We start from the raw sequence: 12,359 nt of genomic DNA, 5'->3' as shown, positions 1-12,359 counted from the left end.
TTACAAAAAGAAAGAGGCTGCCTGGGGTAGCCTCTTTCTTTTTTGCTGTTATTTCTTTTTTGTGGGTTTCTTTTTGGCCGTCGCTTTCTTTTTGGCCGGGGCTTTTTTGCTGGCCACCGTCTTTGTCTTTGCCGGCAGCTTTTTCTTTGCCGCTACTTTTTTTGCTGCGGGTTTCTTTTTTGCGGGCTTTGCTTTTGCCGGCTTTTCCACCCCGGGAGCTTCAACACCCAATGCCACTCTCGCCTTGCGGGTCAGGTTGGCTTTTATCAATTCATAGGATTGGCGGACGAAATATTCCCAGTCCTTCTGCTTCACCCGGTCGGGATTTTCGATGGAAACCCATTTGTTGCGAGCCATGTAGGGTGCGGGTATAAAGCCATCGCGCGCGGATACTTCTTCGAATTCTTCGTCGGTTACCTTAAATGAAAAACGGTGTGGCGGCTCCAAGCCAACAACGCAAAACATTTTTTCGGCGATCGTAAAACACAGGTCGTTGCCCCACTTGATGTCTTCGCGAACAGCAGGAAGGGCGTTGCAAAAATTCCGGAGGGTTTCTACGTCCATAACGGGTTTGTGCGGTTAGAAAGAGCGCCCTTAAAAATCAGGGCAGGGAATGATGAGTTTATCTCTCGGTGGTTTGCGGGGGTTGCGCATAGGCCAGGTGTAGACGAGGCTGATCTCGTGCGCTCCACCGCTACCAATCCCCAGCTTCGAAACGGTATAGTCAAAGCTGTAGCCAATGTTGATGGCATCCTTGGCACCCAGTTGCGTGAAGCCGATCAGCAACACAATCGATTCGTTGTTTACAAAGCCGTTGACCGACTTGAAAGGTATGCCGCGATACCAGGCGCCCAGCACGATCGGCGAGGCGGTAAAATAGAGGCCAAAGTCCGCCTGGTCGAATTGTCCCTGGTGGCGGTACTGGAAGGCGGGGGCAATGCTGCGTTCGGTTTTCTTGGCGTATATGCCTTTACCTGTGGCGCCCTGCCTCAGGTAAAATTTAAAACCGCCATGGACGGAAAGTTTCAGCGGCAGCGGGGTGTTTTCCCCGATCAGGCTTTGATTGGGCTGTGTTAAATGCCAGGCCGACACCCCAAGCCAGGCTGTGCGGGTAAAAAACACGCCTCCCATCGACAAGTCGACAAACGTCTTTTTGAAATTGGTATTGAATTGTTCGGCCGTGGGCTTATCCAGGAACTGGCCCGTGGTGGGGTCGTACTGGTCGCCAAAAGTGAGCTTGCCGAAGTTGATATCACGGTTGTAGAGCGACACCTGGATGCCCGGGCGAAAGCCAAGGTTTTCGTTGATCTGGAGCTCATAGGCATATTGGAGCCCGATGTTCAGGGAACGCAGCCCGGCAAGTCCCTCGCGGTCGCGGGTGATGATCATCCCCACAGAGCTTTTATAATCTTCGATATAATAGTCGAAGAAAGCCGACGTGGTCGTGAAATTTGCATCGATGGCGGGCCATTGATTGCGGTAGTTGATGCCGGCCCGGGCCTGACCCGTGGCCCCTGCCAACCCCGGGTTTAGGTAGAGCGGCGCAGCATAAAACTGTGAAAATTGAGGGTCCTGGGCAGTTACCGTCCCCTCAAGCGCCAGTATTAACAGACTTATAAGCAGGCATATCCTGTACATCAACTTCGGTGATTTTAAAGTACGCAATCAAGGCAAATTAAAAGTATATCGGAAATTTATGAAATAGTTTGTCGTTTCCGGTATCCGTTGTCAGTTATATGGTCATTAGCAATCGCTGAACGTTTCGTCTCTTGATTTTCCCGTTCGGTAGGGTTAGCCTACCATGATGACGACAGATACATAGTAACGGTCTACGGATAACGATATTTTATGCAAATTGTATACTTTAATTAGCCCTTGGCGTTTTACATTTGTTCAAGGATAGTTTTGAGCGTAAGTTGAAGCGTGAATACCCTATGAAGAAACTGAATACTAAATTATTACGATCGTTCTTGCTCCTGCTGCTCCTGCCCGTCACACTGACGGCGCAGAACTTCGCGAACTACAACTGGTATTTCGGGAATAGCCCGCAGGGCGTTCGATTCAGTCGTTCCAACAACACGGCCTCGCTGGTGAGCAGCCAGGTCGTTCCCTTTGGCACCGGCGGCAGTGCCGTAGCCAGCGACCAAACCAACGGCGACTTGCTTTTTTACACGGATGGCGCCAACATCTATGACATCACCAACGCCGTCATGCCCAACGGCACCGGCCTCAATGGTTTCACTTCCGGCAACCAGCCCGTTACCGTCGCCAAAGTGCCCGGCCAACTCAATCAATTCTACGTCATCACCAACAACGCTAACTTCACCACGGGTGGTTCGATCGAGTACCGCATCGTGGACATGGCGCTGTTTGGCAACGCGGTGTTCCCCACCCCCGCGCTGGGTGACGGCACCAACAACACCAACACGGCCATCGCCGGACTGACCAATCGCTCGGAAGCGATGATCGTTGTTCCCCACGACAACGGCGACGACTTCTGGCTCATCACCCACGCCAACGGCAGCCCTGACTACGCCGTGACCCTGGTGACCACCACCGGCCCTTCCACCACGACGACCTTTGCAGGTTTAGGATTGATCAACGTGGCCGCAAACTTCGCTTACCATCCCGGCACCAACCGCATCGCCGTATCGCCACAAGAAGGCACACGCGATGCCGAGATCCTGGCCTTTGATCCCGCCACCGGTGCACTGTCTTTTCAACAACGCATTCTCAACTCCGGGTTGCCCAGCACCACCAATCAATCCATTTACGACGTCGAGTTTAGCCCCAACGGCGACCTGGTATACTTGTCGCGTTCTGGCGAGCCCGGTGTGCAAGCTGATGTGTTGCAGTACAACCTGAATGGCGGCACCACGATCTCGCTGGCATCAGTATTGCCCACTCCCAACACGATCGCCAGAAGCTACGGCTTGCAGATCGGACCCGACAGCGCGATCTATCATCTTTACCAGGCCACCACGAACGGACCGTTCCTGCTGGGCAAGATCACCGATACCGACTCCATCGCACCAAAGGCGCTCTACACAAAACAAGCCTTCCCCGGCAACATCGACTTTAAAGGAACGCAGTTCCCTTCTTTTGCACCGCGCGACACCGTGGACCTGAAAGTGACCTTCACGGCCGACGGTCTTTGCGCCAACTCGCCCACTTCCTTCTTCCCAACGGTAACGCCCAGCGCAGACAGCCTGCATTGGGACTTCGGCGATGGCGCAGGTGCCAGCAGCGACTGGAGCCCGGTCTATACCTATGCCAAAGACGGAACCTACCCGGTGACGGTCACCGCCTACCTCAACGGTCAGAAAGCGACCTATACCGCGCCCGTTGTCATCACGCCGTTCGATACCAAGATCACCCTCGTGCAAGACACCACGGCCTGTAGCTGCGAGCTGCCTTTTCCGCGGGCAAAAAATCCTCCGCCCAAGTGCGGATCGTTTAAGGTCACGGCGAAAGTAGCAGGCACCGGCACACCGCAATTGCAGTGGTACGGCCCTGCTGGTCTTATGGCCGGTGCAACGTCCGCGACACTTACTCCAGACTCGGCCGGATATTATTATCTGGTGGCTACCGTGGGTGGCTGCTCGACTTATGCCGGCGTGAACATCAAAGAATATTCCGTACAGGATCAACGCGCCAACATCTGGTTCTTTGGCAAGAATGCGGGACTCGATTTCAATCCCCTCCCGGAAAAACCGGTGGCCCCCATCAAGAATGGTGTCATGGATGCACCCGAAGGAACGTCTACCATTAGCGATCGCAATGGACAGGTGATCTTTTTCACCGATGGCGATAAGGTGTGGAACCGGCAGGAACAACTCCTGGGTTCCGGCATTGGCGGCGATCCGACCTCCGCACAGGCAGCGCTCATCATTCCCGTGCCCAACGACGAAACTTTGTATTACATCTTCACCACCCAGGCCGTCTATGGCAGCTATGGATTTGAACTGCGCTATACACTTTTCGATCTCAAGCTCAACAACGGTACCGGTGGACTGGTCGATCCCGATGGCAACCCCGCCACGACTTCGTTCAGTACATTGCTGTTCACGAAGAGCACCGAGCGCATTACAGGTAACGCCAATTGGCTCATTGCACACGAATACGGAAACAATTCCTTCCGGGCCTATAAGATCTCCCAACAAGGCATCGGCAACCCCGTGATCTCCAGCATCGGCTCCGACCACGCCTATTCATCGGCAGAGAATGGTCAGGGCTATATGAAGCTGGGCGCAAAAGATCGTCTGGCGGTGGCGCTTTCCACACCGGGTGTGTCGAATGTGGTGGAAGTATTCGATTTCACGGATTCCACGGGAACGGTTTCCAATTTCAGATCGGCAGATCTTAAAAATGCCAACGGCCAGGTTTACGGCGTAGAACTCTCCCCCGGGGGAAATAAAATGTACGCCACGTTACAAGGTTCCGGTACCTCGCAGATTGTCGAGTTCGCGTTCGATTCGCTGTCGGTTCCCTATCTGAAGAAACCTCCCATCCCCCCGGTAAACCAAACGCTGGGCGCCATTCAGTTGGGTCCTGATGGTTCGGTGTATGTGGCGGTTGACGGGCAAACCAGTCTCGGTGTGATCACGGTAGTGGAAGACACGGCCAGCGTATCTACGTTCAACGTAAGTCAACAACCATTGCTGGCGGGAACCAACAGCCGGTTGGGATTGCCAAACTTTATACAACACTTGTCCGATCCCACGCAGGGTCCGGGCATATCCATCGTGGGTACGTGCGTACAAGATTCGATTGGTTTCAACGGCACGCCTACCGATCCCATCGATAAGTTTGCATGGCAAATTTTATCGGCCGGAACGGTCATCAAAACATCAAAAGATCAAAGCTTTAAATATTTGTTCACCGCGCCAGGGCTATACGATGTCACGCTTCGCCTGACTAACCGGTGCGGACTGGATACACTGATGACGCAGCAATTGCAGATCAATGGTGCACCGCCGGATCCCACCACCTCTGTGGTGCTTTGCAAAGGGCCGGTCGTGATCGACGCCAACCCCAACGATCTGACGGGCCTCACCTACGCCTGGTCAACAGGAGCGGTGACGGAGACGATTACTGTGAACAAGAAAGCCTTGTACAAAGTGACCGTTACCAACGCTTCCGGTTGTACGACCGACGGTGAGATCTTGGCCACCGATAATCGCCCCGTGATCGAGTTAGGACCCAACACGACCATTTGCCAGGGCGTGTCCATCGGCAGCCTGGATGCCCAGAACCCCGGTATGACCTACGCATGGACGATCAACAACGTCCCTTCGGGAACAGCACGGCAGCAAGCGGTGAGCACTGGGGTACCCAGCCCACCTACATACGAGTATGAAGTGACCGTTACTGACCCGCTCACGACGTGCTTTGCAAAAGATTCTGTGATCTATACCATCAACCCGATCCCCACGATCAACGCCCCTACGATCATACCTCCTTCGAGTTGTGGTGTGGCCGATGGTCAGATCACGAACCTCAGCTTTAGCGTTACACCGGCTTCCAGCAACCTGTTTTCTTACTTCATTGTAGGACCTTCTACGTCGGTTTCCGATACGGACTTAAGCGTTGGACCTATACCCAATGTTACAGGTCTTGCTGCCGGAACGTATGGCATCACCGTGGCCGACCAGGTAACGGGTTGCGCAGCGTCGACAACGGCCAGCGTAAACGATAAGGCCTTCACCATATCGGCAACCCAGCTTGGAACTTGCGATCCTATACAGCTCAATGTGTTCGTCGCACCGGTTGCGCCCTCACCGGCACCTACGCTTCCGATGCAATACCGTGTGATCAACAAGACAACCCTTGCCGTCATCGAGAACAATGTATCGGTGTCTAACCCTGCTAATTTCCAAACGTTACCCGCAGGTTTGCCCGCCAGCAGTTTTCAGGACACGCCGTATACGGTAGAGGTCAAAGCAGGTGCTTGTACGGCCAGTGGTGATGCGATCATTCGAAAAGGCCCCACGGTACCGACGACATTGTCATCCAATGTGTGTACCACGCCGGCCAACCCGAATATAACCCTGAACGCCAGCAGTCCAGCAGGAGCAAACTATGCCTGGACAGGACCGAACATTGTGGGACCTGCAACAGGGGGGCAGATTGTTGCAAACCCTCCGGCGGGAAGTCAAACGTATAACATAAAGATAAACCTGGTTGGTTTCTGCGAATTGGATACGGCGATGAGTGTAGTCGTCGACAAGCCCCTTTTGGCCAACTACACACAAACCGACCCTTGTGCAAACCAGGTGACATTGAATGCCACACCGAACGGATCATACCTCTACCGTTGGTTTGTGAATGGTGCCGCAACACCCGATCCCAATCTGGCAGGGCCACAGGTCATGGTTGGCCTGGCCAATGATAACATGCCCTACGCCGTGACTATCTATAGCCCCATAACTGGCTGCACCAGCACATTCTCCAATGTCGTGCAGGTAGACGGCACGTTGACCGTGACGCTAACCGGTACGCCAGCGTGCGAGGGGACACCGTTCACATTGACCGCCGTGCCGAGTCGCACGGCCGCAGTGTCGTGGGCCTTTGACGGCACGACGATTCCTAACCAAAGCAATGCCACCTTACAAGACACGCGCGGTGGAAACTATACCGTCACCGCGACTGCAGCCACCTGCGTGGCTACGGCCGACATGGACGTGACCGTTAACCCCACAACATCCGGCCTCTTGAAAGACGAGGCCTGGATCTGCCCTGACCCGGCCAACCCCGATCCCAATACCCGCGTAGCCGTGCTGGATCCGGGCGAATTCACATCGTATCAGTGGTTTAAAGACAATGTACAACTCGTCGATACTTCCCCAACCTATACAGCAATTGAGGTTGGATTATATTCGGTGAATCTGATCAATGGCTTTGGTTGCGCCAGCAGCGACAAAACCCTGGTGAAAGAACAGTGTGATCCGGTCATTGTCGGCCCCAACGCTTTCCGTCCTACCAGCGCAGTGCTGGGACAAGGCGGTGATTATGTGAACCAAACCTTCGCGCTATTCACCTTCTTTATCGACGACCAGAATTTCCAGGTCTTCATCTTCAACCGTTGGGGTGAGATGATCTACCAGTCCAATAAGCGCGACTTCAAGTGGAACGGTGGTTACAATAATAATGAAGGACAGCAGGCCCCGCCGGGCACGTACACCTACCTGGTGCGCTATCAGAGCTCCTACCGCCCTGAAAAAGGTGTCCAGGAAAAACGCGGTGGAGTGGTGCTGCTTCGCTAACTTTACTACCGGAGCCTTGTTAGTACAGGGCTCCGGATTTTTTTATTGTAAAGCCTCAAAACGTCTGATCTTATGAAAGCATCTCTCAAAATCTTTTCTGTACTCTTTCTCGCACTAGGGTTCCTGGTGATTTCCTCAGGCTTCCAGATCATCAAAACCCAACTGTCGGTCACCGTGCGCGACGAACTGGGCAACACCGTAGAAGGCGCCTCCGTACAGCTTTATGAAAACGAAGACGACTACGCCGCCGAAAAAAATGTGGCCGCACAGGGCGTTACCGATGCGAAGGGCGTCTTAAAAATGAAGGAATTGAAAGCGATCTCCTATTACGTGATCGTTCGCAAAGACGATAAAGACAACGTAGGCGGCGGCGAACAAACGGGGAAGCTGGATGCGAATCGGATCAACAAAGTGACGATCGTCATTCAATAGGCGTCCGTTCCCTGCACTGAAATATTTTAACATAAATTCTATCCCGGTGGATCTCCTACCGGGATTTTTTATTGGACGATGTAGTGATAGACAAACGCCCCAAAATACCACGCCATCACAAAACACACGATAAGCTTCAACAACGTCCCAAACAAAAATCCCGCAAAGGAGCCCAAGGCCGACTTGAACGCGCGGTGTGCGTTGTTGCTCGCCATCATCTCCCCGATAAATGCGCCCACGAAAGGCCCTATAATAATGCCAAACGGCCCAAACCAAAGGCCGGCGATCAAACCGATCGTGCAGCCCCACATACCCCATTTACTGCCCCCAAAAGTCTTTGCTCCGTACACCGGGATAAAGTAGTCCAGCACGGTCACAACGGTTGTAATGCCCGCCCAAGTCCATAGAAAGCTTGCCGAAAAGGGCGGGTCTGAATTCAGTTGCTGCACTAGCAATCCGACAAAACACAGCGGCGGGCCAGGCAGGAACGGCAAAACACAACCGGCGAGGCCGACCAGCATCAACAGCGCACCCAAGATCATCCAGAGTATATCCATGAATAGGTTTTCAACGAAAATACATAATTTCGAACATGCTTACCCTTCGCGCAGTTCACCACGTGGCCATCATCTGTTCTAACTATGAGGCATCCAAAAAGTTTTACACCGACGTGCTGGGCTTTCGCGTCATGGCCGAGCATTATCGCGCCGAACGCCGGTCCTACAAGCTGGACCTTGCCCTGGGCGATCGCTATTGCATCGAGTTGTTTTCGTTTCCCGATCCCCCGGCCCGTGTCTCGCGACCGGAAGCCTGCGGCCTGCGTCACCTCGCTTTTGAAGTGAGCAATCTCGACGAAGCAACGGCATGGCTAAAGCAAAAAAACATTGCGTTTGAGCCGGTTCGAATCGATGAATACACGGGCAAGCGATTCACATTTTTTGCCGATCCCGATAATCTACCACTCGAATTTTACGAACAATAAATCCTCTCTATGCTCTCCGTATCACACTATCTCCAGAATTTTGCCGCCCTTTTTCCCAGCCACGTAAACGTCGATCCCTGGACATTTTGCGCCAACATTCAATCCTTGTTGACGGAACGCCTGAAAAGCCTTCCCTCCGACTATGTAGTAAAGGGACACGTGGCCATTCACAAGAACGCACGGATAGAAGAGCATGTGGTATTGAAGGGGCCCGCTATCATCAGTGACGGTTGCTTTATCGGGGCGCACGCCTATTTGCGTGGCGGCGTTTTCCTGGGAGAGAAGGTTTCGGTGGGGCCGGGATGCGAGATCAAATCGAGTTACATTTTGCCGGGCAGTGCACTGGCCCATTTCAATTTCGTGGGCGATTCCCTGTTGGGTTCGGGCGTGAACATGGAGGCGGGAAGCATCATCTGCAATCACTTTAACGAACGGGCAGACAAGGCCATTCACGTGATGGTGGACGGTCAGAAACTGGCCACGGGCGTCACCAAATTTGGAGCGCTGGTAGGCGACAACGTGAAGATCGGGGCCAATGCGGTGTTATCGCCCGGCACGATCCTGGCGCCGGCGAGCGTGGTGAAGCGGCTGGAGTTGGTGGAGCAGGTTCAATAAAAACTATAGTCCCTTGAGCTTGCCGGCAACGTCGTTCCGGAAACGCTCCATGCCTTTGCGGTCTTGCAGCGTCACGAATACGAGTTTGCCGTTGAGGCCGCCAAACACGAGGTTGCTGCAATTCTTCCCTTTCAAGTTTATCTCACGGATCAAATCACCTGCAGGCGACAACACGGCCACGGCGCCTTTGCCATAGCGCGTCACATACAGGTTGCCTTGTTCATCGCATTTCATACCATCGAAACCGAAGTCCGGAAATTCGGCGAAGAGTGTTTTGTTGGAGATGTTTCCTTTCCCATCCACATCGAACTTCCAGATCTTGCGTTGCACGCTTTCGTTCACGTAGAGGGTGCGTTCATCGGGACTCAGCTCGATGCCGTTGGTGGTGCCCATCTGGTCGGTGAGCAACACAGCCTTTCCCCCACGATCAATGCGCCACAACTGGCCCGTGCTTTCTTTCCAATTGGGGTCCGACACAAAAAGCTGGTCGCGCGAATTGATGCAGAAGTCGTTGGGTTGATTGAATTTATCATTGTGAACATAGACGCCGATCTTCTTCGTTTTCATGTTCACCTGCAGCACGTTGTGGCCTTTGAAGTCGGCCAGCAACATCTTGCCTTTGCTGGTGAACTGGATGCTATTGGCCACACTGCCTTCCGGCAGGGTCAGAAAGAGCGTCACCGTGCCGTTGGGCTTCACCCATCCGATGGTGCCATCCTTTTGATAGTTCACCACATAGAGGTTCCCCTGGGCGTCGAATGCGGGGCCTTCGATGTTGTTGGTGAAGAGGTTTTCCTGGGTGAAGTCTTCGGCTTGATAAAGGCCGTAAACATCCTGGGCCACAAGCCCGGCGGAGATGGTTAGCAACAGGAAGGTGAGTGAGAGTGTCGGGCGCATCATTTCGTTCTTTTTGGAGAACGTTAAAGATACGGCAGGCCCTTGAAATAACGAAACCGGATAGATCAGGCCGTAAGCCCCAAACGGTGTTGGAAAAGGGTGGCAATGCTGGCAGCACGGCTTTTGGCTTCATCGGCCGTAGGGCCGGAAAAGTGTTCGTCCATGGTAGTGTAAAAAAGATGGAGCCATTGATCAAAATGCTCCCGGCCGATGGGCAGGTGAATGTGCTTCTGAAAGGGGTTGCCGCGATACGATTGGTCGCCCAGCAACATAGAAGACCAAAAGTTGACCATGATGGGCAAATGGTGTGGCCAGTCGACGTGGCTAAACACAGGCGCCAGCAAGGCGTCCTCCGAAACCCGCGCGTAAAAAGCGCTGATCAGCTTCTCTACCTGCTCTCTTGAACTCAGATCCGGCTTCATGGACATTTTCGTTTTATGATCTCAACAGGGAACGGACAAAGGTAGATCATTTCAGACCGATTCTTTATTTCGGAAACCCCATAAAAGACAAAAAGCCGTCGCGCGCACGCGAAGGCTTTTTGTTTCTCGAGAACCTGAGGTCTTAGAAACGTACGGTTTTAGTGTTACCGGCGTTGTCCGATACTTCGAACGTATAAGAACCAGAAGCTTTGATCGTGTACAGTTGAGCGAAGTCACCCGTTACCGTTCTGCTTTCGCTGTGCACCAGGTTGTTGGCTTCGTCATAGATTTTTACGCTTACTTCAGAACCAGCAGTCTTCGAAACGGCCAGGAGGAATTTACCTTCTTCGTTGGCAAGCTTCGATACGTGGATTGCGCTAGCTACTTTTGCAGGTTGGAAGTTGATCTTCTCAGTTTTCTTGCCAGCAGCGTCGATTACTTCTACAGTATATTCGCCGAAAGGCAGGCCAGAGAAATTCAGGGGGCGGATAAAGCCTTCTGCGTTGCTCAGGGTTTCGGTGAAGATCATTTTCGAAGCAGCATTGTAGATGTTGAGTTTTACTTTGCTTGCTGATTCTGATTTATAGATCAACTTGAATACTTCAGATCCTTTGACAGGTACGATGGCCACACCAGCAGTACGGGGTTCATCTTTTCCGACCGCGGCTACAGCTGCACTGATAACGATAAGTGCTGCGAGGTAAAGAGACTTTGTTTTCATAATTCGTGTTTGTTTGTTTTTGTTTTGTGATACAAATGTAACGGGACGTTGCGCAACAAAGCCGGAAGTTGTAAGGAAACCTGTTTTAATACTTGAAACAACGTTTGCGGAAAAAATTGTGGGGGAATCGGAGAAAACCTCCCGTCGAAAGTGCCCGCAAACGCAATCAGTAAAAAAAAATTTAAGCCAACGTTTGCAGTAGGGGTCAATTCCACCCAAAACCGACCCAAACCGAACCTCAAACAAACAAAAAAGCAGCCCAACGGATGGGCTGCTTTTTTGTATTTCTTCTGCGCAAAAGGCGCATCACAAAATGTTATTATCCCTATTAGTAGCGTAGCGTCTTCGTTACACCCTTGTCATCGCTGATCTCGAATGAAACTTTGCCGGTGATCTTTTCCAGGTTATAGATCTTGGCAAAATCGCCTTTGATCTTTTCGTTGCCCGAATAAATCAGGGTTTGGTCTTCCGTGTAGATCTTGATCTGCAGGTTTTCGGAGTCTTTATTAGACACGGTAAGGATAAAGCGCTCCGTATCGCCATTGAGACGTGATAAATGCGCCAGCTTCTGTACGGAACCGGTGTGATAGCTCACTCTTTCGATGCGTGTGCCGGTTTCATCGTTCACTTCGATGGAATAGTCGCCTTCGGGGAGGTTCACAAAATTGTAGGGGCGGGCAAAACCGGCCGTATTTTTTACGATCTCTTTATATATGATTTCTTTGTCGCTGTTGAGGATCGTCACCTTGACTGTATTTTCTTTGGGTCCTTTATAAAAGACCTTAAAGATAGAACCGGTCTTCATTACCGCCATGCCGGAAGCTGCAGCTGCAGCGGGCGTATCGAGTCTTCGCGCAAAGGTCAACGTGCTCATCACCATCAGCACAGCTAAAAGAGATACTGTCTTTTTCATAAGGATGTTGTTTTGTATATGTACCTAAGACGTCTGCTTTCGATTGAATGTTGCAGTGCAAACGTTAATTTTTGTTAACATGCGATTCATGAAACAAAAATGTGACACCAAC

11 protein-coding genes are annotated in these 12,359 nt (G+C 52.2%); 4 read left to right on the top strand and 7 right to left on the bottom strand.

Annotated features, from left to right (window positions below):
* Positions 1 to 48: 48 nt before the first annotated feature.
* Both BUB30_RS35240 and BUB30_RS21970 read right to left on the bottom strand, forming a co-directional pair.
* Positions 49 to 564 (bottom strand): MmcQ/YjbR family DNA-binding protein, encoded by a 516-nt coding sequence (locus BUB30_RS35240; RefSeq protein ID WP_073138230.1) that lies wholly within the window; start codon positions 562 to 564, stop codon positions 49 to 51.
* Between the two features lie 30 nt (positions 565 to 594).
* Positions 595 to 1,638 (bottom strand): PorP/SprF family type IX secretion system membrane protein, encoded by a 1,044-nt coding sequence (locus BUB30_RS21970; protein ID WP_073138228.1) that lies wholly within the window; start codon positions 1,636 to 1,638, stop codon positions 595 to 597.
* A gap of 296 nt (positions 1,639 to 1,934) precedes the next feature.
* Between BUB30_RS21970 and BUB30_RS21965 the strand changes: the two genes are divergently transcribed.
* Both BUB30_RS21965 and BUB30_RS21960 read left to right on the top strand, forming a co-directional pair.
* Entirely contained in the window at positions 1,935 to 7,265 is a 5,331-nt protein-coding gene (locus BUB30_RS21965; protein ID WP_073138226.1) for a PKD domain-containing protein, read from the top strand.
* A gap of 72 nt (positions 7,266 to 7,337) precedes the next feature.
* On the top strand, positions 7,338 to 7,697 hold the full coding sequence (locus BUB30_RS21960) for a peptidase associated/transthyretin-like domain-containing protein (RefSeq protein WP_073138224.1): 360 nt from the start codon (positions 7,338 to 7,340) through the stop codon (positions 7,695 to 7,697).
* Positions 7,698 to 7,765: 68 nt separating this feature from the next.
* Here the strand turns inward: BUB30_RS21960 and BUB30_RS21955 are convergent, their stop codons facing one another.
* On the bottom strand, positions 7,766 to 8,254 hold the full coding sequence (locus tag BUB30_RS21955; protein ID WP_073138222.1) for a DUF456 domain-containing protein: 489 nt from the start codon (positions 8,252 to 8,254) through the stop codon (positions 7,766 to 7,768).
* A 35-nt stretch (positions 8,255 to 8,289) separates the two neighbouring features.
* Between BUB30_RS21955 and gloA2 the strand changes: the two genes are divergently transcribed.
* Complete coding sequence (gene gloA2, locus BUB30_RS21950) at positions 8,290 to 8,679, top strand: SMU1112c/YaeR family gloxylase I-like metalloprotein (protein WP_073138220.1); 390 nt, start codon at positions 8,290 to 8,292, stop codon at positions 8,677 to 8,679.
* A gap of 9 nt (positions 8,680 to 8,688) precedes the next feature.
* A complete protein-coding gene (locus tag BUB30_RS21945; protein WP_073138217.1) occupies positions 8,689 to 9,294 on the top strand; it encodes a DapH/DapD/GlmU-related protein in 606 nt (201 codons plus the stop codon).
* Between the two features lie 3 nt (positions 9,295 to 9,297).
* On the opposite strand, the gene BUB30_RS21940 is transcribed toward BUB30_RS21945, so the two are convergent.
* The 4 genes from BUB30_RS21940 to BUB30_RS21920 form a co-directional block, all read right to left on the bottom strand.
* The gene (locus BUB30_RS21940) at positions 9,298 to 10,194 is read right to left on the bottom strand and encodes an SMP-30/gluconolactonase/LRE family protein (protein ID WP_073138215.1); all 897 of its coding nucleotides are present in this window, start codon (positions 10,192 to 10,194) and stop codon (positions 9,298 to 9,300) included.
* Positions 10,195 to 10,256: 62 nt separating this feature from the next.
* Entirely contained in the window at positions 10,257 to 10,613 is a 357-nt protein-coding gene (locus tag BUB30_RS21935; RefSeq protein ID WP_073139615.1) for a group III truncated hemoglobin, read from the bottom strand.
* Between the two features lie 142 nt (positions 10,614 to 10,755).
* Entirely contained in the window at positions 10,756 to 11,334 is a 579-nt protein-coding gene (locus BUB30_RS21930) for a T9SS type A sorting domain-containing protein (RefSeq protein WP_073138213.1), read from the bottom strand.
* Positions 11,335 to 11,662: 328 nt separating this feature from the next.
* Positions 11,663 to 12,247, bottom strand: coding sequence for a hypothetical protein (locus BUB30_RS21920; protein WP_143165032.1), 585 nt, complete (start codon positions 12,245 to 12,247; stop codon positions 11,663 to 11,665).
* Positions 12,248 to 12,359: the final 112 nt, after the last annotated feature.

Source organism: Chryseolinea serpens (assembly GCF_900129725.1).
Taxonomy (GTDB): domain Bacteria; phylum Bacteroidota; class Bacteroidia; order Cytophagales; family Cyclobacteriaceae; genus Chryseolinea; species Chryseolinea serpens.
The sequence above is the reverse complement of the archived record's forward strand: the minus strand, read 5'-3'. Positions and strand labels throughout refer to the sequence as shown.

Excerpts from the sequence above, each read along its gene's own strand:
- gloA2 (WP_073138220.1), top strand. The coding sequence starts at position 8,290 with ATGCTTACCCTTCGCGCAGTTCACCACGTGGCCATCATCTGTTCTAAC.
- BUB30_RS21965 (WP_073138226.1), top strand. The coding sequence starts at position 1,935 with ATGAAGAAACTGAATACTAAATTATTACGATCGTTCTTGCTCCTGCTG.
- BUB30_RS21940 (WP_073138215.1), bottom strand. The coding sequence starts at position 10,194 with ATGATGCGCCCGACACTCTCACTCACCTTCCTGTTGCTAACCATCTCC.
- BUB30_RS21955 (WP_073138222.1), bottom strand. The coding sequence starts at position 8,254 with ATGGATATACTCTGGATGATCTTGGGTGCGCTGTTGATGCTGGTCGGC.
- BUB30_RS35240 (WP_073138230.1), bottom strand. The coding sequence starts at position 564 with ATGGACGTAGAAACCCTCCGGAATTTTTGCAACGCCCTTCCTGCTGTT.
- BUB30_RS21930 (WP_073138213.1), bottom strand. The coding sequence starts at position 11,334 with ATGAAAACAAAGTCTCTTTACCTCGCAGCACTTATCGTTATCAGTGCA.
- BUB30_RS21970 (WP_073138228.1), bottom strand. The coding sequence starts at position 1,638 with ATGTACAGGATATGCCTGCTTATAAGTCTGTTAATACTGGCGCTTGAG.
- BUB30_RS21945 (WP_073138217.1), top strand. The coding sequence starts at position 8,689 with ATGCTCTCCGTATCACACTATCTCCAGAATTTTGCCGCCCTTTTTCCC.
- BUB30_RS21960 (WP_073138224.1), top strand. The coding sequence starts at position 7,338 with ATGAAAGCATCTCTCAAAATCTTTTCTGTACTCTTTCTCGCACTAGGG.
- BUB30_RS21935 (WP_073139615.1), bottom strand. The coding sequence starts at position 10,613 with ATGAAGCCGGATCTGAGTTCAAGAGAGCAGGTAGAGAAGCTGATCAGC.
- BUB30_RS21920 (WP_143165032.1), bottom strand. The coding sequence starts at position 12,247 with ATGAAAAAGACAGTATCTCTTTTAGCTGTGCTGATGGTGATGAGCACG.